The organism is Streptomyces sp. APSN-46.1, from assembly GCF_022815725.1.
GTDB lineage: Bacteria > Actinomycetota > Actinomycetes > Streptomycetales > Streptomycetaceae > Streptomyces.
The window spans coordinates 475,177-495,592 of the sequence record NZ_JALGRF010000002.1; the positions used below are offsets into that span (position 1 = coordinate 475,177).

The 20,416-nt window shown below is 71.5% G+C and carries 19 protein-coding genes; 8 read left to right on the forward strand and 11 right to left on the reverse strand.

Annotation, left to right across the window (positions count from 1 at the left end; genetic code table 11):
* Window positions 1-64: 64 nt before the first annotated feature.
* The 4 genes from MTF65_RS08745 to MTF65_RS08760 form a co-directional block, all read right to left on the reverse strand.
* Window positions 65-784 (reverse strand): VC0807 family protein, encoded by a 720-nt coding sequence (locus MTF65_RS08745; protein ID WP_243627831.1) that lies wholly within the window; start codon window positions 782-784, stop codon window positions 65-67.
* Between the two features lie 137 nt (window positions 785-921).
* Complete coding sequence (locus tag MTF65_RS08750; protein ID WP_243627833.1) at window positions 922-1,515, reverse strand: TetR family transcriptional regulator; 594 nt, start codon at window positions 1,513-1,515, stop codon at window positions 922-924.
* 21 nt (window positions 1,516-1,536) lie between these two features.
* Entirely contained in the window at window positions 1,537-2,616 is a 1,080-nt protein-coding gene (locus MTF65_RS08755; RefSeq protein WP_243627834.1) for an aldo/keto reductase, read from the reverse strand.
* 56 nt (window positions 2,617-2,672) lie between these two features.
* Window positions 2,673-3,017, reverse strand: coding sequence for a DoxX family protein (locus MTF65_RS08760; protein ID WP_243627835.1), 345 nt, complete (start codon window positions 3,015-3,017; stop codon window positions 2,673-2,675).
* A 91-nt stretch (window positions 3,018-3,108) separates the two neighbouring features.
* Here MTF65_RS08760 and MTF65_RS08765 point away from each other — a divergent pair, with 91 nt between their 5' ends.
* Window positions 3,109-3,594, forward strand: a complete 486-nt coding sequence (locus tag MTF65_RS08765) for a MarR family winged helix-turn-helix transcriptional regulator (protein WP_243627837.1) — start codon at window positions 3,109-3,111, stop codon at window positions 3,592-3,594.
* 43 nt (window positions 3,595-3,637) lie between these two features.
* Here the strand turns inward: MTF65_RS08765 and MTF65_RS08770 are convergent, their stop codons facing one another.
* Complete coding sequence (locus MTF65_RS08770; protein ID WP_243627839.1) at window positions 3,638-5,089, reverse strand: MFS transporter; 1,452 nt, start codon at window positions 5,087-5,089, stop codon at window positions 3,638-3,640.
* 34 nt (window positions 5,090-5,123) lie between these two features.
* Between MTF65_RS08770 and dusB the strand changes: the two genes are divergently transcribed.
* From dusB to MTF65_RS08785, 3 genes are all read left to right on the forward strand, one after another.
* Window positions 5,124-6,284 (forward strand): tRNA dihydrouridine synthase DusB, encoded by a 1,161-nt coding sequence (gene dusB / locus MTF65_RS08775; protein WP_243627840.1) that lies wholly within the window; start codon window positions 5,124-5,126, stop codon window positions 6,282-6,284.
* Between the two features lie 366 nt (window positions 6,285-6,650).
* On the forward strand, window positions 6,651-9,359 hold the full coding sequence (gene ppdK / locus MTF65_RS08780; RefSeq protein WP_243627842.1) for a pyruvate, phosphate dikinase: 2,709 nt from the start codon (window positions 6,651-6,653) through the stop codon (window positions 9,357-9,359).
* 470 nt (window positions 9,360-9,829) lie between these two features.
* Complete coding sequence (locus MTF65_RS08785; protein WP_243627845.1) at window positions 9,830-10,834, forward strand: helix-turn-helix domain-containing protein; 1,005 nt, start codon at window positions 9,830-9,832, stop codon at window positions 10,832-10,834.
* Between the two features lie 77 nt (window positions 10,835-10,911).
* Here MTF65_RS08785 and MTF65_RS08790 read toward each other — a convergent pair whose 3' ends face one another.
* Window positions 10,912-12,072 carry an alkaline phosphatase PhoX gene (locus tag MTF65_RS08790; RefSeq protein ID WP_243627848.1) on the reverse strand — a complete coding sequence of 387 codons (1,161 nt, stop codon included), beginning with the start codon at window positions 12,070-12,072 and terminating at the stop codon, window positions 10,912-10,914.
* 279 nt (window positions 12,073-12,351) lie between these two features.
* Between MTF65_RS08790 and MTF65_RS08795 the strand changes: the two genes are divergently transcribed.
* Window positions 12,352-12,756 carry a VOC family protein gene (locus MTF65_RS08795; protein ID WP_243627849.1) on the forward strand — a complete coding sequence of 135 codons (405 nt, stop codon included), beginning with the start codon at window positions 12,352-12,354 and terminating at the stop codon, window positions 12,754-12,756.
* Window positions 12,757-12,797: 41 nt separating this feature from the next.
* Here the strand turns inward: MTF65_RS08795 and nirD are convergent, their stop codons facing one another.
* Genes nirD through MTF65_RS08810 form a run of 3 tightly spaced genes read right to left on the reverse strand, consistent with a single transcriptional unit; the run spans window position 12,798 to window position 17,028 of the window.
* Complete coding sequence (nirD, locus tag MTF65_RS08800; protein ID WP_243627851.1) at window positions 12,798-13,130, reverse strand: nitrite reductase small subunit NirD; 333 nt, start codon at window positions 13,128-13,130, stop codon at window positions 12,798-12,800.
* Window positions 13,127-15,664 (reverse strand): nitrite reductase large subunit NirB, encoded by a 2,538-nt coding sequence (gene nirB / locus MTF65_RS08805; protein ID WP_243627853.1) that lies wholly within the window; start codon window positions 15,662-15,664, stop codon window positions 13,127-13,129. The genes nirD and nirB overlap by 4 nt, the downstream gene beginning before the upstream one ends.
* A 2-nt stretch (window positions 15,665-15,666) precedes the next feature.
* Window positions 15,667-17,028 carry an NAD(P)/FAD-dependent oxidoreductase gene (locus tag MTF65_RS08810; protein WP_243627856.1) on the reverse strand — a complete coding sequence of 454 codons (1,362 nt, stop codon included), beginning with the start codon at window positions 17,026-17,028 and terminating at the stop codon, window positions 15,667-15,669.
* A 175-nt stretch (window positions 17,029-17,203) separates the two neighbouring features.
* Between MTF65_RS08810 and MTF65_RS08815 the strand changes: the two genes are divergently transcribed.
* A complete protein-coding gene (locus MTF65_RS08815) occupies window positions 17,204-17,980 on the forward strand; it encodes a TSUP family transporter (protein ID WP_243627857.1) in 777 nt (258 codons plus the stop codon).
* Between the two features lie 15 nt (window positions 17,981-17,995).
* Here the strand turns inward: MTF65_RS08815 and MTF65_RS08820 are convergent, their stop codons facing one another.
* Both MTF65_RS08820 and MTF65_RS08825 read right to left on the reverse strand, forming a co-directional pair.
* Window positions 17,996-18,619: a class F sortase gene (locus MTF65_RS08820; RefSeq protein WP_243627858.1), complete on the reverse strand. Its 624-nt coding sequence runs from the start codon at window positions 18,617-18,619 to the stop codon at window positions 17,996-17,998.
* Between the two features lie 141 nt (window positions 18,620-18,760).
* Window positions 18,761-19,315: a hypothetical protein gene (locus MTF65_RS08825; RefSeq protein WP_374207185.1), complete on the reverse strand. Its 555-nt coding sequence runs from the start codon at window positions 19,313-19,315 to the stop codon at window positions 18,761-18,763.
* 252 nt (window positions 19,316-19,567) lie between these two features.
* On the opposite strand from MTF65_RS08825, the gene cutA reads away from it, so the two are divergent.
* Window positions 19,568-19,948, forward strand: coding sequence for a divalent-cation tolerance protein CutA (cutA, locus tag MTF65_RS08830; RefSeq protein WP_243627859.1), 381 nt, complete (start codon window positions 19,568-19,570; stop codon window positions 19,946-19,948).
* On the forward strand, window positions 19,945-20,361 hold the full coding sequence (locus MTF65_RS08835) for a gamma-glutamylcyclotransferase family protein (protein WP_243627860.1): 417 nt from the start codon (window positions 19,945-19,947) through the stop codon (window positions 20,359-20,361). Before cutA ends, MTF65_RS08835 begins: the two co-directional genes overlap by 4 nt.
* Window positions 20,362-20,416: the final 55 nt, after the last annotated feature.

Here is a 20,416-nt window from a genome sequence, read left to right on the forward strand (position 1 = left end):
GCTTCGGCCGAACGACCGGTGGCCCGGTGCGCACTGCGCACCGGGCCACCGTCGTCTTCCGCGCCTACGAGGTCGCGGGCTGGGCCGCCGCGGCAGCAGCGGTCTCGGCCGCGCGCCGCTCGCCCTCGCGCCGGGAGCGCTTGCCGTAGAGCGCGGTCCACAGGGCCAGCACGCCGAGCACGGCGTAGATCATGATCGGGCTGATGACCACCATCGTGCCGGTGGGCAGGGTGTACGCCAGGGCGATCCGCACCGCGGCCTCGACGAGGTACGCCACACCCCACACCGTGGTCATGACGGTCATCGTCCGGCGGAAGCCCTCGAACTGCCACAGGCCGTTCCACCAGGCCGTGCTCTCGGGGGTGCCGTCGGTGGCGAACTTGCGGCCGAAGTAGAACATCAGCGGCCGCGGCGCGAGCAGGGTGGCCAGGCAGAGCACCCCGAACAGCCCGGTCACACCGGAGTCCTTGATCAGCAGGGCGCGGGCCGAGTGCGCGCCGATCAGCGAGACGACGGCCGTGATCACCAGGAACACCAGGGTGACGACGGCGAATTCGTCGAGCTTGCGGCGCCAGGCCAGGTGGATGGCGCTGTCGAGGACGGGCCACGCGCTGCTGAGCAGCAGTGCGCCGAACTCGCTCCAGCCGTGGTCGTGGAGCTGGTTGTACGTGATGATCGGCGCGACCACGTTGAGGCCGATGGTCAGAATCCAGCCGAGTGCCGCGGCGGAACCCGAGCGGGCGGGCGGCTCCGGACGGTCGTCCCGGAGCTCTTGAGCGGACATGCTTCCCCCCTGAGAAGTACCTGATGAGTGCGGTCGGGGGGAACGTAGGGCAGGTGTGCGGCGCGCGACAGGGCCCCCCGCCTCAAATGATCACCAAGCTGTCCGGAATGGACCACTCCTCTTCGGGGGCGGCCGGATCAGGCGCGCAGGCCCCGGATCACGAGGGACGTGACCGCCTCGAACTCCGTGATGATCGTGGGCGAGAACCATTCCCCCGCGTACTGCGGGTCATGGAAGCGGCCGGTGGCGTCGAACACCGCGCGGGCGGCGGCCGGGACATCGGGGGCCGACAGGGAGCCGTCCGCGACGCCCTCGGCGATGATCCGGGCCAACTGATCGATCAGCGCGCTCAGATGGTGGTCCACCACCCCGCTGTTCTCGGCGAGCAGCACCGAGTACGTCGCGAACAGCTCGGGGTCGGCGCCCGCCTTGCGGCGCTTGGCCTCGAACAGGGCCTCCAGCCAGGCTTCCAGCTTGGACGGTGCCGTTCCCGTCGGCGCCGAGGCGATCTGCTCCAGCGCCACGACGCTCTTGGCGAGCCAGCGGTCCGTGACGGCCTCGCGCAGCGCCGCCTTCGACGGGAAGTGCCGGTACACGCTGCCGTGGCTGACACCCAGGGCGCGCGCCACGTCCACCACGGTCGCCTTGGTGGGGCCGAAGCGGCGCAGCACCTCCTCGGTGGTTTCCAGGATGCGCTCGGGCGTCAGGGGTTCGGCGGCAGCGGGTGGCATGGGTACGACCGTACCGCCAGCTCAGTGCTCGCTGTCGAGGTGGGCCATCTGCGCCGCCGGGTACCGCTCGCCGGCCGCGGCTCCGGCCGGAACCGCCTCCTCGATCGCGGACAGGTCCGCAGCGGTCAGCTCCACCTCCATGGCACCGAGTGCCTCGCTCAGCCGGTCCCGGCGCCGCGCCCCCACCAGCGGCACGATGTCCTCACCGCGTGAGAGCACCCAGGCGATGGCTGTCTGCGCGACGCTCACGCCCTTGCCCTCGGCCACCTTGCGCAGGGCCTCGACCAGGTCGAGGTTCCGGTGCAGGTTGTCGCCCTGGAACCGGGGGCTCATCCCGCGGAAGTCGCCCGGGGCCAGCGCGCGGTCACGGGTGAAGTGGCCGCTGATCAGGCCCCTGGACAGCACTCCGTAGGCCGTGATGCCTATGCCGAGCTCGCGGGCGGTGGGAAGGATCTCCCGCTCGATGCCCCGGGATATCAGCGAGTACTCGATCTGGAGGTCGGAGATCGGGGCCACGGCGGCGGCCCGGCGCAGTGTGTCCGCGCCGACCTCGGAGAGGCCGATGTGCCGGACGTGTCCGGCCTGGACGGCCTCGGCGATGGCGCCGACGGTCTCCTCGATCGGCACGGCCGGATCCACGCGGGCGATCCGGTAGATGTCGATGTGGTCCCGGCCGAGCCGCTGGAGCGAGTAGGCGAGGAAGTTCTTGACGGCCTCGGGCCGGCCGTCGTAGCCGGTGAACCCGCCCTCGACCGTGCGCAGCGCGCCGAACTTGACGCTGGTCAGAGCCTGCTCGCGGGCTGCGGCGGGGGCGGTGCGCAGGGCTTCGCTGATGAGCAGCTCGTTGTGCCCCATGCCGTAGAAGTCGCCGGTGTCGAGCAGCGCCCCCGTGCCTTCGGGGGCGGCGTCCAGGTAGGCGTGGATCGTCGCGATCGACTCCGCCCGGTCGGCCTCTCCGTACAGGGCGGACATGCCCATGCAGCCGAGGCCGAGCGGGAAGACGGCGGGCCCGGTGGTGCCGAGCGCGCGCCGCGGGGCGGTAGGGGTGCCGGTTCCGGTGCCGGTTCCGGTGGTCGCTTGGGTGTTCTCGTTCGTCGTCATGGAACGAGAATGGCATGACGAGTGACAGATTTCAATATCTGTCACTCGTCAGAGTGCTACGCCGCTATCCGCAGGGCCAGCGCCGCCGCCGCGACCAGGGTCAGAGCGGCCGCCGGGGCGAGTTCGTAGTCCTTCACGCGGAGGTGGCTGATGACCGCGCCGACGAAGTAGAGGGTCACGCCGACGGCGGCGGCAATGCCCAGGGGGGTCACCCACAGGCCGGCGACGAGGCCCACCGCACCCGCGGCCTTCAGGGCGGCCAGGCGCGGCAGCCAGGAGTCCGGGACCTCGACCTTTCGCATGTTGGCCACGATCTGGTCGTTGCGCTGAAGGGTGACGGTCGCGGAGGCGGCCAGCGCGAGCGCCAGCAGGCCGCCGACTACGGCATAGGCGATGAACATGAAGATCTCCAATGGTCGAAAGTTCAAAACCATTGAATAGCATCAACGATCGAAAGATCGCAATCATTCCTCGACTGCTACGGTGTGGGACATGACGGACGTGCGGCAGGCGGCACAGGAAGCGACGGCGGCGCGGGAAGCCCCGCAGCCGCCGCAGCGGCTCGGCCTGCTGCTGGCCTGGCACGGCTCGGTCACCCAGGCCCGCATGAAGAAGGCGCTCAGCGCCGCCGGGCTCACCCCGCGGCACGCCATGACGCTCATGCACCTGGAGGGCGGCCCCATCAGCCAGCGGGCCCTCGCCGACCGGCTGGAGGTGGACCCCAGCGTGCTCGTCGGGATCCTCAACGACCTGGAGCGCGACGGCCTCGCCGAGCGCCGCCGGGACCCGGCGGACCGCCGCCGCCACAACGTGGCCATCACGGCCGCCGGCGCCGCCGTCCTCGGCAAGACCAACGCGGCGCTCGACGCCGTCGAGCTCGGGCTGTTCGCCGGGCTCTCCGAGCAGGACCGCGACGTACTGCGCGGTCTCCTGGCCCGGATCGACTCGCACCCGGACGACTTCGACTGCCAGGAGTAGCAGGAGTAGTCCGGGGCGGGCGAGGCGTGCCCCAAGCCGCCCGTCAGACGTGCGGCGGAGCCCCGGCCGGCGAGGGGCTGGCCTGCGGGGGCTCCAGCGTCCGGGCCGTCCGCTCGGCCGTCGCCATCGCCCAGGGCCCGCTGCTCACGGCGCCCACGACGAGCACGAACAGCCCGCAGACCGTGATGATCCACCAGGCCGGCCCGGTCGCCGAGCCGAAGTCGGCGCCGCCCTCCATCCCGGCCGCCAGCACCGCGCCCACCACCGCGACCCCCAGCGTCCCGCCGGTCTGCCGGCTCGTCGAGGCCACGGCGGCCGCGACACCCGCCTGCGCGCGCGGCATCCCGGAGACCGCCGTATTGGTGATCGGCGCGTTGACCATGCCGAAGCCCAGCCCGAAGAGCACGTACCCGGTGAACATCAGCGGGGTGGAGGTCTCGGCGTTGAACACCGCGAAGAGCAGCCCGCTCGCCGCCATGGCCACCCCCGCGATCAGCAGCGGCAGCCGCGGCCCCCGGGCGCCGACCAGCCGCCCCGACACCGGTGCGAACAGGAAGGTGCAGGCCGCCATCGGGAGCATGTAGAGCCCGGCGTCCAGCGCGTCCAGCCCCCGTACGTCCTGGAGGTACAGGGTGTTCAGGAAGAGGAACCCCGCCATCCCGGCGAACGCGCACACCGCGATCACCGTGGCCCCGCTGAAGGGGGCGCTCCGGAAGAACCGCGGGTCGATCAGCGGTTCCGTCCGCCGCGGTTCGTACAGCAGCAGCCCCACCAGCGACGCGAGGGCCACCGCCGCGCAGCCGAGGATCAGCCCGGAGGTCCAGCCGGCCGCCGGCGCCTCGATGATCCCGTACGTCAGCGAGCCGAGCAGCGCCATGACCAGCAGCTGGCCCACCGGATCCGGGCGGCGCGGCCGGTCGGCCCGCGACTCCGGGACGTAGTGCAGGGTCAGTGCCAGGGCGAGCAGCCCGACCGGGATGTTGATCCAGAAGATCGACCGCCAGCCGATCGTGTCCACCAGCAGGCCGCCGACCATCGGGCCAGCGGCCATGGAGATGCCCGCCACCGCGCCCCAGATCCCGATGGCCCGGGCCCGCTGGGCGGGCTCGGTGAAGGTGTTGGTGATGATCGACATGGCGACCGGGTTGAGCATGGCGCCGCCGAGGGCCTGGATCATCCGGAAGACGATCAGCCACTCCAGGTCGGGCGCCATCGAGCAGAGCAGCGACCCGAAGGTGAAGAGCGCGAGGCCGGCGATGAAGACCTTGCGCCGCCCGATCCGGTCCGCCGTCGAGCCGGCCAGCATCAGCAGTGAGGCCAGCACCAGGGTGTAGGCGTCGATGGTCCACTGCATCCCCGCGACCGAGGCGTTGAGCTCCCGGCGCATGGAGGGGAGCGCGACGTTCAGGACGGTGTTGTCGAGGCTGACCATGAGCAGGCTCATGCAGCAGATCGACAGGACCAGCATGCGCGTGCGGTGGCTCACATCGGACATATCGGCGATAGTACGGCTAACTAACGACTACGGCATGCGCGACAATGGGGGGATGACCACGCTCCCTCCGTCGCTCGCGATCGGCCCGCACACCGTGCAGCCCCCGGTGGTGCTCGCGCCCATGGCCGGCATCACCAATGCCCCGTTCCGCACCCTTTGTCGCGAATTCAGTGGTGGCAAGGGGCTGTTCGTGAGCGAGATGATCACGACCCGCGCCCTGGTCGAGCGCAACGAGAAGACCATGCAGCTGATCCACTTCGACGAGACCGAGAAGCCCCGCTCGATTCAGCTGTACGGGGTAGACCCGGCGACGGTCGGCAAGGCGGTCCGCATGATCGTCGAGGAGGACCGGGCCGACCACATCGACCTCAACTTCGGCTGCCCGGTCCCCAAGGTGACCCGCAAGGGCGGCGGCTCGGCCCTCCCGTACAAGCGGAACCTGCTGCGGGCGATCCTGCGCGAGGCCGTCGCGGGCGCCGGCGACCTGCCGGTGACGATGAAGATGCGCAAGGGCATCAACGACGAGCACCTCACCTACCTGGACGCGGGCCGGATCGCCGTCGAGGAGGGCGTCACCGCCATCGCCCTGCACGGGCGCACCACCGCCCAGCACTACGGCGGCACCGCCGACTGGGACGCCATCGCGCGGCTCAAGGAGCACGTGCCGGAGATCCCCGTCCTCGGCAACGGGGACATCTGGTGTGCCGAGGACGCGTTGCGGATGGTCCGCGAGACCGGCTGCGACGGCGTGGTCGTCGGTCGCGGCTGCCTGGGGCGGCCGTGGCTGTTCAACGACCTGGTGGCGGCCTTCGAGGGGCGTTCAGAGGACTTCCACAAGCCGACGCTGCGCGAGGTCGCGGGGACCATGCACCGGCACGCGCAGCTGCTGGGGGAGTGGATCGGCGACGAGGCGCGCGGAGTGATCGACTTCCGTAAGCACGTGGCCTGGTACCTCAAGGGCTTCGCGGTCGGATCCGAGATGCGCCAGAAGCTCGCCGTCACTTCGTCACTGTCCGAGCTGGACGCTCATTTGAGCGAGCTCGACCTGGACCAGGCCTGGCCCGAGAGTGCGGACGGTCCGCGCGGCCGGACGTCCGGAAACAACCGGGTTGTCCTGCCGGACGGCTGGCTGAAGGATCCGTACGACTGTGCCGGGGTGAGTGAGGATGCCGAGCTGGACACGTCCGGAGGCTGACATTTCGCCCTCGCGGTAGCGTGATATACGCCACGCATGGGTGGGGTTGCGCTCAGATGAGCGCGAAGATCACGGGTAAGACTTCCAAAGGGTGGCACTGGGTGCCACCCTTTGTGCGTTCAAGTCTTGAACGCAAATGTATCGATGATCGCTCATCCGAGCGTAAACAAGCCTCAAGAGCCACTCGATCCTTCGGGAGGTGAACGCTCTTCGTATGTTCAGGCTACCGATGAGTTACTTTCGATCTGCTGGCGCACAGGTGGTTACAGCCGTATGACGACCAAGTGGACGTACCGAGATGCCTTCGATCTGGGTATGTTCCTGGCCGTCAGGGCAGCCACCCGAGTCCTCGAGGAGTCGAGACCCGTGTCGGAAAACAAAGATCAGAAGTTCGTCTACGACTTCACCGAGGGGAACCGGGACCTCAAGGACCTTCTCGGCGGCAAGGGGGCCAACCTCGCCGAGATGACCAACCTTGGTCTTCCCGTCCCTCCCGGCTTCACCATCACCACCGAGGCCTGCAAGGTCTACCTCGAGAGCGGCACGGCCCCGGCCGAGCTGCGCGACGAGGTCGGCGCCCACCTGGGCGCCCTCGAGGCGAAGATGGGCAAGAAGCTCGGCCAGTCGGACGACCCGCTGCTGGTCTCGGTCCGCTCCGGCGCCAAGTTCTCGATGCCCGGCATGATGGACACGGTCCTCAACATCGGCCTGTCCGACGAGTCGGTCCAGGGCCTCGCCGCCCAGTCCGGTGACGAGCGCTTCGCCTGGGACTCGTACCGCCGTCTGATCCAGATGTTCGGCAAGACCGTCCTCGGCGTCGAGGGCGAGCTCTTCGAGGACGCCCTCGACGAGGCCAAGACCGCCAAGAAGGTCACCGTCGACACCGACCTCGACGCCGCCGACCTGAAGAAGCTGGTCAAGGTCTTCAAGAAGATCGTCGCGAAGGAGGCCGGCCGCGAGTTCCCGCAGGACGCCCGCGAGCAGATGGACCTCGCCGTCGAGGCCGTCTTCAACTCCTGGAACACCGACCGCGCCAAGCTCTACCGCCGCCAGGAGCGCATCCCCGGCGACCTGGGCACCGCCGTCAACATCTGCACCATGGTCTTCGGCAACCTCGGCCCGGACTCCGGCACCGGCGTCGCCTTCACCCGCGACCCCGCCAGCGGCCACCAGGGCGTCTACGGCGACTACCTCCAGAACGCCCAGGGCGAGGACGTGGTCGCGGGCATCCGCAACACCGTGCCGCTCGCGGACCTGGAGGGCATCGACAAGGCCTCGTACGACCAGCTCATGACGATCATGGAGACGCTGGAGACCCACTACAAGGATCTCTGCGACATCGAGTTCACCATCGAGCGCGGCCAGCTGTGGATGCTCCAGACCCGCGTCGGCAAGCGCACCGCCGGCGCCGCCTTCCGGATCGCCACCCAGCTCGTGGACCAGGGGCTCATCGACGAGGCCGAGGCCCTCCAGCGCGTCAACGGCGCCCAGCTGGCCCAGCTGATGTTCCCGCGCTTCGACGAGGACGCCACCACGGAGCTGCTCGGCCGCGGCATCGCCGCCTCCCCGGGCGCGGCGGTCGGCAAGGCCGTCTTCGACTCGTACACGGCCGTCAAGTGGTCCCGCTCCGGCGAGAAGGTCATTCTGATCCGCCGCGAGACGAACCCGGACGACCTGGACGGCATGATCGCCTCCGAGGGCATCCTGACCTCGCGCGGCGGCAAGACCTCGCACGCCGCCGTCGTCGCCCGCGGCATGGGCAAGACCTGTGTCTGCGGCGCCGAGGAGCTCGACGTCGACACCAAGCGCCGCCGCATGACGGTCGGCGACACGGTCATCGAAGAAGGCGACGTCGTCTCCATCGACGGCTCCACCGGCAAGGTCTACCTCGGTGAGGTACCCGTCGTACCGTCCCCGGTCGTCGAGTACTTCGAGGGCCGCATGCACGCCGGCGCCGACGACGCCGACGAACTGGTCGCCGCCGTGCACCGGATCATGGCGTACGCGGACCGGGTCCGCCGCCTGCGGGTGCGCGCCAACGCCGACAACGCCGAGGACGCGCTGCGCGCCCGCCGCTTCGGCGCCCAGGGCATCGGCCTGTGCCGCACCGAGCACATGTTCCTCGGTGAGCGCCGCGAGCTGGTCGAGCGCCTGATCCTCGCGGACACCGACGGCGAGCGCGAAGAGGCACTCAGCGCCCTGCTGCCGCTGCAGAAGAAGGACTTCGTCGAGCTGTTCGAGGCGATGGACGGCCTGCCCGTCACCGTCCGCCTGCTCGACCCGCCGCTGCACGAGTTCCTGCCCGACATCACCGAGCTGTCGGTGCGCGTCGCCCTCGCCGAGTCCCGCAAGGACGCCAACGAGAACGACCTGCGCCTGCTCCAGGCCGTGCACAAGCTGCACGAGCAGAACCCGATGCTTGGTCTGCGCGGTGTCCGCCTCGGTCTGGTCATCCCCGGCCTGTTCAAAATGCAGGTACGGGCGATCGCCGAGGCCGCGGCGGAGCGCAAGAACGCCAAGGGCGACCCGCGCGCCGAGATCATGGTCCCGCTCGTGGGCACCGTCCAGGAGCTGGAGATCGTCCGCGACGAGGCCGACCAGGTCATCGCCGAGGTCGAGGCCGCCACCGGCACGAACCTCAAGCTGACCATCGGCACGATGATCGAGCTGCCGCGCGCCGCGCTGACCGCCGGGCAGATCGCCGAGGCCGCGCAGTTCTTCTCCTTCGGCACGAACGACCTGACCCAGACGGTGTGGGGCTTCTCCCGCGACGACGTGGAGGCTTCCTTCTTCACCGCGTACCTGGAGAAGGGCATCTTCGGGGTCTCGCCCTTCGAGACCATCGACAAGGACGGTGTCGGCGCGCTGGTCCGCAGCGCGGTCCAGGCCGGCCGGGCCACCCGCCCCGACCTCAAGCTCGGCGTCTGCGGTGAGCACGGCGGCGACCCGGAATCCGTCCACTTCTTCCACGAGGTCGGCCTCGACTACGTCTCCTGCTCGCCGTTCCGGATCCCGGTGGCGCGCCTGGAGGCCGGTCGCGCGGCCGCCGAGGCGAAGGGCTCCGACAGCCGCTGAGCCCCCACTGACGCGGCCTCCGGGCCGCTGCCGGTCCGTCGCACGAACGGCGGACCGGCCCAGGACCCTCATCGGTCCACACCTGACCGCGCCTGCCCCGGGATCCCTGACCACCGGGGGCAGGCGCGGTCTTGTCTATGAAGGCGCATTTTCAACAAAGTTCAACAAGATTCAACAAATCTTTACGGCAGCAGGCGGTGGACGGATCCCCACCCGTCCACCGCCTGCCGCCAATCCGCCAGGCACGTCGGCGCTTCCCGTGCGACCGACCGCCAGGCCCCGCAAAGCCCCCCACGGCCTTCACGGAGCGTTTCGGTCGCACCGGAGTGTGCCTGGCGGAGTACAGGATTTCGGTTGTCACGCCCCCGCCGAAAGGGGTTTCAACTGTGGCCGAAAGGGCGTGGTGACCACGTGTGACGGCATGCATACTCATGGGGCGGGGGGATTGCGGTTGCACAGGTGGGGGTTCGGTGCTTCGTATCCATTTCACTGGAGTGGACCTGGCACGGGTACGGATGGCAGGGCGTCCCGATGCGTTGTGGGAAACGATTCTTAGTTTTCACCGTTTAAGAGACCGGCGTGATGCCCGGTTGTTCGGTGAATGGCGTACTGAAGCCCGGAGCCGGTTGAATAGTGAAACACGTCTGCTCGGGGCGCTCATACCGAGTCGCGGCTATTTCCCGGATTTTCTGACCCCGGTCGAGGGCCAGTACGGGTGGGACGTGGGTCTCGACGCCCTGCGCGGCATCCACCCCGAGCGGCTGCGGCGCGAGCTGACGCTCGTGGGCGCGGGGGCGGCTCCGTCGTCGCCGCGCATACGGGAGTTCATGGACGGGGGCACCAAGCACCTGCCGCGGCTCCTGGGCGAGCTGCGCGGGTACCACCGGGCGGCCGTGGAACCGTACTGGACCCACATACAGGCCCAGATCGAGGCCGAGCGGGCCGCGCGGGGCCGGGCCCTGCTGGACGGCGGAGCGGACGAACTGCTGGCCTCGCTGCCGCCGATGCTGCGCTGGCGGGCGCCGGTCCTGGAGTGCGACTACCCGGTGGACCGGGACGTACGGCTGCGGGGGCGCGGGCTGCTGCTCCAGCCGTCGTTCTTCTGCCGGCGCACGGCCGTGACCCTGCACGACCCCGAGCTGCCTCCCGTGCTGGTCTACCCGGCGGCGGCGCAGCTGGTGTCGGCGCCGGCCGGGGGCGAGGGCGCCCGGCGGCCCGTGGAGGAGCAGCGCCAGAAGACCCTGGGCAAGCTCGTCGGGCACACCCGGTCGGTGGTGCTGCGGGCCATCGGCGACGGTGCCACCACCAGCGAACTGGCCCGCCGGGCCGGGGTCTCGCTGGCCTCCGCGAGCCAGCACGCCTGCGTGATGCGGGAGGCGGGCCTGGTCACCACCCTCCGCCGGGGGAACGCCGTGCTGCACACGGTGACCCCGCTGGGCGCGGCGCTGCTCAAGGGCGGGGCCGTGGCCTCATGACCGCGGCCGCACCCCGGCGGGGTTGAACCCGTCGGGGTGCGGCCGGTGGCGAGGCTGGGCGGCGAGGCTGGACGGGGTCAGGTGCGGAACGGGCCCGTCACCTCGTAGGTGATGCCGCCGGTCGAGCTGCCGCTCGTGCCGCGCTGGCTGGAGAAGTACAGGCGGTTGCCGGCCGGGGAGAAGGCCGGGCCGGTGATCTCCGAGGAGGACTGGCCGGTGACCCGCAGGAAGGGGGCCACCACGTCGTCCGGGGTGATCACGCAGATCTCCTGGTTGCCGCCGTCCTCGGCGACGTACAGGTCACCGAACGAGGACCCGGTCACGTTGTCCACGCCCGTCAGCGGGGCCGCCCCGCCGGGGACGAGGGAGTCGTCGTAGGCGAGCTCGTAGGTGCTGGTGGCGAGGTTGAGCTGCCAGACCCGGTTGTCGCCCTTGGTGGTGAACCAGACGGTGTCGTTCGCGTAGTGGCAGCCCTCGCCGCCGTTGAACTTCTTGGAGCCGGAGACCTGGGTCCGGGTGGTGGTCGGGGAGCCGTCCGGGTCCGGGACGTTCTGCCAGGTGAAGGAGCCGGAGGTGGCGGTTCCGGCGACCATCACCTGGAGGGTGCCGGAGGAGAGGTTGCCCCAGGTGGTGGGGATGAACCGGTAGAGGCAGCCGCTGCTCTCGTCCTCGGTGAGGTAGATCACCCGGCGCACCGGGTCGGCGGCGGCCGCCTCGTGCTTGAAGCGGCCCATCGCGGGGCGCTGGACGGCCGCGTTCACCCCGTACGGGTCGGTCTCGTAGACGTATCCGAGGCTGACCTCCTCGCAGGACAGCCAGGTGTTCCACGGGGTCTTGCCGCCCGCGCAGTTCTGCCGGGTGTTGGAGAGGATCCGGTACGCGCCGGTGACGGTGCCGGACGAGTTGAACTTGACGGCGCTCGCGCCGCCGCCGGGGTTGATCTCCGAGTTCGACACGTAGATCCAGCCCGTGCCGTCGACGAAACACGCGCCGCCGTCGGGGGCGTTGTGCCAGGTGTACGAGGTGCCCGGGACGGTCTGGCCGGAGCGGGCGATCACCCGGCTGCTGAAGCCGGCCGGCAGCATGATGCCGTTCGCGTCGGCCGCGCCGAGGGCCCCGTAGGGGCCGGGGCCGGGCTGGGCGGGCGCCGCGTAGGCGGCCCCGTGCATGAGCGTGCCGCCGAAGGCGGCGGCCGACGATCCGATCACAGCACCGCGCAGGAAGGTACGACGTTCCACGGTCACTCCTGTGGGGAGGAAGGCCCCGGGCCCGGTCGGGCGCGGGGTCGCACGCGTCGAGGAACCTAGAGGCATCGAGTTGACGTGACATCAACACCTCATGACGCGGGAGCGACCGGTTCGGGGTCAATCCGCAGCGGCGCCGTGCTCAGTCGCCTGACCAGCGGGTTCGTGGTCCTGTCGGACATCTCGAAAAAGTTTCACGGGGAGCGATGAGTTTTCTCCGAGCCCGCGGTCTATCTCTCGACAGCACACACCGCGAAGGAAGAGAGACCCGAAATGTCCACGATGATCTTCGTCAACCTGCCGGTCAAGGACCTCGACGCCACCAAGGCCTTCTGGGGCAAGCTCGGCTACTCCTTCAACCCCCAGTTCAGCGACGACAGGACCGGCTGCCTCGTCATCAGCGACACGATCTTCGCGATGCTCATGACCGAGGACCGCTTCAAGGACTTCGCGACGAAGGACGTGGCGGATGCCACCAAGACCACCGAGGTGATGCTCGCCCTGAGCGCCGAGAGCAAGGAGAAGGTGGACGAGGTGGTCGGTGCCGCCCTGGCGGCGGGCGGCACCGAGCCCCGGCCGGCCCAGGACCTCGGCTTCATGTACGGCCGTGCCTTCGAGGACCTGGAGGGCCACGTCTGGGAGTACGTCTGGATGGACCCGGCGGCCGTCCAGGGCTGACACCCCGGACAGGCGCCCCAGACGGGCGCCCCGGGCAGGCGTCAGGAGGTCGCGGCGGTCCGCACCGGGTAGGTCCGTACCGCCACCTCCTCGTGGTCCAGGCAGCGCCCCGACTCCAGGTCGAAGCGCTGCTTCAGCAGCGGCGAGGCCACGAAGGGCCGCCCCGACAGCGTCCCCACGAGCCCCCGCGAGAGCACGTGCGCGCCGGTGAAGGGGTCCTGGTTGGCGATGGCGTACGGGCGGCCCGCGCGGTCGACGAACACCGCGGCCTGGCTCCCGTCGGGCAGCAGCGCCGCCACACCGCGCCCGGGGGTGAGCGAGGACAGCTCGCACACCGTCAGCCAGCCTTCCTTCACACGCAGTTCCACGGTCATCGGGTGCCTCCCACAGGAAGAAGGGTGAGGGCGCTCAGGTCGGGCTTGACCTGGTCGCGCTCGGGGACGAACTTCACGGTCGGGTCGGGGGCGCCGGGCGCGTTGACGAACGACACGAATCGGCGCAGCCGCTCCGGGTCCTCCAGCGTCTCGGCCCATTCGTCGCGGTAGTGCGACACGTGGTCGGCCATCAGCGACTCCAGCTCCGCGCACAGCCCGAGCGAGTCGTGCACGATCACGTCCCGCAGGTGGGCCAGGCCGCCCTCCATCCGGTCCAGCCAGGTGGAGGTCCGCTCCAGCTGTTCGGCGGTGCGGATGTAGAACATCAGGAACCGGTCGATGAGCCGGACCAGTTCGGCGTCCGACAGGTCCTGGGCGAGCAGATCGGCGTGCCGCGGGGTGGCCCCGCCGTTGCCGCCGACGTAGAGGTTCCAGCCGCCGGCCGTCGCGATGACCCCGAAGTCCTTGCTCTGCGCCTCCGCGCACTCGCGGGCGCAGCCCGACACCGCCGACTTGAGCTTGTGCGGGGCCCGCAGGCCCCGGTAGCGCAGCTCCAGGTCGATGGCCATCCGGACGCTGTCCTGGACCCCGTAGCGGCACCAGGTCTGGCCGACGCAGGACTTCACCGTCCGCAGTGCCTTCCCGTACGCGTGCCCGGACTCGAATCCGGCGTCGACGAGACGGGCCCAGATGCGCGGGAGCTGGTCCACGCTGGCGCCGAAGAGGTCGATGCGCTGCCCGCCGGTGATCTTCGCGTAGAGGCCGAAGTCGCGGGCCACCTCGCCGATCACTATGAGCTTGTCCGGGGTGATCTCGCCGCCGGGGATGCGGGGCACGACCGAGTACGAGCCGTTGCGCTGGAGGTTGGCGAGGAAGTGGTCGTTGGTGTCCTGGAGGGCCGCCTGCTCCCCGTCGAGGACGTAGCCGCTCGCGCCGAGGGTGGGGGCGAGCGAGGCGATGATCGAGCCGACGGCCGGCTTGCACACCTCGCAGCCCTCGCCACCGCGGGCCTCGGGGCGGCCGTGGCCGTCGAGGAGCTGCTCGTACGAGGTCAGGCGGCGGGTGCGGACGATCTCGTAGAGCTCGGCGCGGGTGTACGGGAAGCAGCCGCACAGCCCCTTGTCGGCGGAGCTCGGCAGCAGCTGGCCGATCACCTTGACGCAGCTGCCGCAGCCGGTGCCGGCCTTGGTGCACTTCTTGACCTCGGCGAGGTCGGCGCAGGCGGTGATGGCCTTCTTGGTGACGTTGTGGCAGGAGCAGATCACCGCGGTGTCGGGGAGCGCCGACGGTCCGAGGGCGACGGGCGCGCCGAGCCCGGCGGGGAGCACCAGCTGCTCGGGGGTGACGGGCGGGACGCTGCCGGTGAGCGGGCGCAGCAGGCCGTAGGAGTCGGCGTCGCCGACCAGGACCCCGCCGAGGAGGACCCCGTCGGGGGAGACCACCAGCTTCTTGTAGACGCCGGAGCGCGAGTCGGAGTAGACGACGTCGAGGCTGCCCTGGGTGGCGCCGTGGGCGTCGCCGAAGGAGGCCACGTCCACGCCGAGCAGCTTGAGCTTGGTGGAGAGGTCGGCTCCGGTGAACTCCTTGTCGCGGCCGAGGAGGTCTTCGGCGGCCGTCTCGGCCATCTCGTAGCCGGGGGCGACCAGGCCGTAGACGCGGCCGTCGGAGGCGAGGGCGCACTCGCCGATCGCGTAGACGCGCGGGTCGGAGGTGCGGCAGCGGGCGTCGACGCCGATGCCGCCGCGTTCGCCGACGGTGAGGCCGGCGGCGCGGGCGAGCTGGTCGCGGGGGCGGACGCCGGCGGAGAAGACGACGAGGTCGGCGGCGACGGTGGAGCCGTCGGAGAGCTTCATGCCGCAGACGGAGCCGTCGTCGCCGGTGACGACTTCCTGGGTCCCGACGCCGGTGTGCACGGTCAGGCCCATGGACTCGATGGTGCGCAGCAGGGCCGCGCCGCCTCCGTCGTCGACCTGGACGGGCATCAGGCGCGGGGCGAACTCGACGATGCGGGTGGCGAGGCCCAGGCCCTGGAGGGCGCCGGCGGCCTCCAGCCCGAGCAGGCCGCCGCCGACGACGGCCCCGCTGGTGCGGGTCTTGGCGTACTCCTCGATCGCGAGGAGGTCCTCGATGGTGCGGTACACGAAGCAGCCGGGGGCGTCCTTGCCGGGGACGGGCGGGACGAAGGGGTAGCTGCCGGTCGCGAGGACGAGCACGTCGTACGGGAACACCTTGCCGGAGCGGGAGGTGACGGTGCGGGCGTCGCGGTCGATGCTCTCGGCGGGGTCGTCGAGGTGGAGCTCGATCCCGTGCTCGGCCATGAACCCGTCCGGGACCATGGACAGGTCCTCGGGCGTGCTGCCGGAGAAGTACGAGGTCAGGTGCACGCGGTCGTAGGCGGGCCGGGGTTCCTCGCAGAGCACGGTGACGCGGTGCGTGGCGGTGGCCCCGCGTTCGGCGAGGGCCTCCAGGTAGCGCTGGCCGACCATGCCGTGGCCGATGAGCACGATGGCGGGAGTGGGCGTGGCTGCGGCCATGATCAGGAGCCTCCGTCGTCGGTGAGCAGGTGGAACAGGTCGGTCAGGGCTTCGCCGTCCTCCCACGTGCGGGCGAGGGCGCCCACGGTGGCGAGTTCGCCGAGGAGGACCCCGCCGACGAGGCGGTCGCCGCGGACGACGACCTTGCGGTAGGTGCGGCGGGTGGCGTCGGTCAGCCGGACCACGTCGTCGCCCGGGAGCGGGGTGGTCTCGCCGAAGGCGGCGAGGTCGAGGGGACCACCGGTGGCGGGGCCTCCGGCGGTGGCGGGGCCCCCGTCGGTGGCGGGGCCTCCGGCGGTGGTGAGGGTGAGGCGGGTGAGCGCGCGGGTTCCGGTGTATCCGGGGCTTCCCGCGGTGGAGGTGAGGATCGCGGCGAGGGCGTCGGCCTGCTCCAGCGCCGGGCCGGCCAGGCCGTAGACCCGGCCGGCGTGCTCGGCGCAGTCGCCGATGGCGTGGATCCGGGGGTCGCTGGTCCGGAGCCGGTCGTCGACGAGGATGCCCTTGCCCTTGCCGATGTCGAGCCCGGCGGCCACCGCGAGCCCGGTGCGGGGACGCACCCCGCAGGTGATCACGACGAGGTCGGCGTCGAGCCGGTACCCGTCGGCGAACTCGACGCCGGTCACCCTGCGGGGCCCTCCCCCGTCCCGCCCCTTCCCGGAAGACGCCGGGGAGGCTGGGGAGGCCGGGGAGGCCGACCTCGCACCCCCAGCGGCAGCCGGGGGAGCGGTGGTCAGACCGCGGGTGCGGCATTCCGTGTGGATCTCCACGCCGAGGGCGGTCAGATGCGTGTGCAGGAGGGCCGAGGCATCCGCGTCCAGCTGGCGTTCCATCAGGCGCTCCGCCTGTTGGGCGAGGACCACCTGCGCACCCCGAGCGGCCAGCGCACGGGCGGCCGAGACGCCGAGGAGGCCGCCGCCGATCACCACCGCGCGCACGCCCGGGCGGACGGCCGCCGACAGGGCCAGGCAGTCGTCCATCGTGCGGAACGCGTGGACCCCGTCGGGGAGTTCCCGGCCGCCGGGTTCGAACAGACCCCGCAGCGGGGGCAGGACCGGGTTGGAGCCGGTCGCCAGGACCAGGGTGTCGTACGCCTCGACCGTGCCGTCGTCGCAGTGCACGCGCCGCTCCGCGCGGTCGACGCGGACCGCCCGGACGCCCCGCCGCAGGGCCGGCCCGGGGGCCGGGAGGGCGGTCACCTCCGGCGCGTACCGGCCCGCCAGGACCTCCGCGAGGAGGACCCGGTTGTACGGGACGTGCGGCTCCTCACCGAGCACGGTCACCGCCGCCCGGTCGCCGAGCCGCTGTGCGAACCGCAGGCCCGCGAGGCCGCCGCCGATCACCACCACACGCTGTTGCGAGGTCATGCCATGAGCGTGCGCCGCCGCTGTTTCCCCGCCGCATCGCCTCTGTTACCCGAACGGAACGCCGTGCTCAGCGCCCGGACGGGGGCTCCGTGAGGGGATCCCCGAAGCTCAACCTTTGCGCAAGTTTCCGCGGATCGATGGCTGCTGCAGCCATCGGCTCCATAGGGTCAGGGGCGTGCCGGACATATCAACGAACGTGATCATCGTGCTCTGCGTGGCCGCCGCCGCGGCCGGCTGGATCGACGCGGTGGTGGGCGGCGGCGGACTGCTGCTCCTGCCCGCCCTGCTCCTCGGCCTGCCGAACGCCCACCCCGCCACCGTACTCGGCACCAACAAGGCCGTGGCCATCGTCGGCACCGGGGGCGCGGCCATCACGTACGCCCGCAAGGCCCCGGTGGACGTGAGGCTCGCCGTCCGGATCGGCCTGGCCGCACTCGCCGGCTCGATGGGCGGCGCCGCACTGGCCGGCGGCATCAGCAAGGACGCGCTCCGCCCGCTGATCATGGTCGTGCTCGTGGTCGTCGCCGGCTTCGTGATCTTCCGCCCGGGCTTCGGCACCGCCCCGGGCGCCACACCCGTCAGCCGGCAGCGGATCCTGCTCGCCATCGGGCTCGCCGGCCTCGGCATCGGCTTCTACGACGGCCTGATCGGACCCGGCACCGGAACCTTCCTGGTGCTCGCGCTCACCGCGCTGCTCCACCTCGACCTGGTCACCGCCTCCGCGACCGCCAAGATCGTCAATTGCTGCACCAACGCCGGGGCGCTCGCGATGTTCGCGTACCAGGGGATGGTGCTGTGGCAGCTGGCCGCGCTGATGGCGGTCTTCAACCTGGCCGGCGGCATGATCGGGGCCCGGATGGCGCTCAAGAAGGGCAGCGGCTTCGTCCGGGCCGTGCTGCTGACGGTGGTGTCCGCGCTGGTGGTGAAGCTCGGCCTCGAACAGTGGGGGTGAGTTCCCCGAGACCGCTCAGCGCGTCCCCGTCAGATGGGCGAAGACGACCACGTTGCCCTTGTAGCCGGTACGCGGTGAGAAGCCGCCGCCGCAGGTGATCACCCGGAGTTCGGCGCGCGGCGAGGGCCCGTACACGCGGGAGTCCGGGAAGGCCCGCGCGTCGTACACCTCGACGGCGTGGACGGTGAACACGGCGGTACGTCCATCCGCGCGCGGCACCTCGATGGCGGCCCCCCGGTGCAGTGCGCCCAGGCGGTAGAAGACGGCCGGGCCGGTGGCGTGGTCCACGTGCCCGGCGATGACGGCCGTGCCGGTGGCGCCGGGGGTGGTGCCGTCGCGGTACCAGCCCGCCAGGTCGCGGCGGGCGGGCGGGGGCACTTCGAGGCGGCCGTCGGGGTCCAGGCCGAGCCCGGTCAGCGGGGCGTCCACCCGGATGGAGGGGATCCGGATCCGGGTGGGCGGGGAGCCGGGGAGCGGGGCGATGCTCGGGCCGTAGCCGGCCCGGGAGGTCAGGGAGTCTTCGGGGGAGGGCTGCGGGGGCCGGACCGGCTCGCTGGAGCCGCTGCCGACGAGCCAGATGCCGAGGCAGGCGGCGAGCGCGAGGAGCCCGCCGCGTCCGGCGCGGCCGGAGGTGCCCATGCCTGCCCCCTGGGGTCTGCGTCTGTGCTGCTCTCCGTATGACTGGCCGTCGCCCGGCCCCGCGAACGGGGGGGACCTCGCGGGGCGGGCGACGGGGGACGGTACCGGTCGGACCGCGGCCGAAGCCGCGGTGGGCGCCCGTCAGCTCCGCGTGCCGCTCGCCCGGCGACGCAGGAGCCAGGTACCGCCGACGGCGGCCGCGGCCAGTACGGCCGCTCCCGCCGCGATCTTGGCGGGGTCGGTGGTGGTGGTCGTCCCACCGCCCACCCCGGTCTTCACGTGGCCCTGCGGGCCGCGCTCGGTGACGACCAGGTCGCCGGTGGCGAACTTGCCGTTGGCGCAGGTCGCGCCGATTTCGTAGGTGCCGGGGCGGGTGTCGTGGGCGACCTGGAACTGCCCCACGACCACCTCCTTGTGCGTGCCCGGCACCAGCTTGAAGCGGCCGCCGCCGACGGTGGTGGCATCGCCCTCGGCACGGCTGCCGGGGCCGCAGGCGGTGGTGTTCACGGTGACGGTCGCGCCGGGGGCGGCGGACTTGGGCCACACCTCCAGCGGGGCGAAGTCGCCGGGCGCGGAGCCGGGTGCGAAGCCGGGCATGCCGAGGTCGGCCGCGGCGACCGCTCCGGCGACCGGGCCGGCGAAGGCGGCGGCGGTCAGCGCGGTGGCGGTGAGCACGTGGGCGGTGCGTCGGCGCATGGCGGCTCCTGGATGACGCGGGGTCGTGTCACGAGGTAAACCGCCCCGCGCGACGGGCGCCTGCTGAACCCCCGTCAGATCAGGCCGCCGCCGTCGGTCTGCTCGACATCAGTGCAGGTCAGAGCCCAGATCGGGCATCGGTGTGTCCCCACCCCGTCCGGGTGACATCCCGGGCCCTGCGGGCCGTCGGCGTGGTGCGTACCGTGGTGGTCCGGTTGTAGTGGTGGTCCGGTTGTAGACGAGGGAGGGCTCATGGAATCGGTCGATCGGCCGCGGGATCGAGCGCGGGGAACGGCGCTCACCGGCGCTCTCACCGGCGTTCTCACCGTCCTGACCACCGTCGACTCGGCGGAGGTGGCGCGGGAGCTCGCGCGGGACGCGGTGGAAGCGCGGCTGGCGGCCTGCGCGCAGATTTCCGGACCGGTGACGTCCGTCTACCGCTGGAAGGACGAGCTGCGCTCCGGCCAGGAGTGGCAGGTCCTGCTCAAGACCACGGAGGCGGCCTACCCGGCCCTGGAGGCCGCCCTGATCGCCGCGCACCCCTACGACACCCCGGAGGTCATCGCCACCCCGGTGGTGCGGGGCAGCGCGGACTACCTGGCCTGGGTCGCGGCGGAGGTGACGGCCGGATGACCGCCGAGCTGCCGTTCTTCGTCTACGGCACCCTGCGTCCGGGCGAGGTCAACCACGACCTGTTCCTGCGCGGCCGCACCGCCGCCGAGGAGCCCGCCCGCCTTCCGGACGCGCTGCTCTACGACGGCCCGGGCTACCCGTACGCGGTCCAGCACGCGGGGTCGGAGATCGTGGGCGGACTGGTCACCCCGGCGCCGGGCGCGTACGGGAGGCTGCTGGCCGACCTGGACCGGCTGGAGGAGTACCACGGCCCGGACCGGCCGCTGAACGTATACGAGCGGGTCCGGCGCGACGCGGTCCGCCGGGACGGCACCCGGACCACCGCCTGGGTCTACCTGGCGGCCCCGCTGCTGGCCCGCAAGCTGCGCGAGTCCGGCACCGAGATACCGGGCGGCGACTGGTTCGCACGGTGAGCCCGGGCGCCAGGCCGGCGCCCGGCGCCCCGGCGCCCGGCGCCCCGGCGCCCGC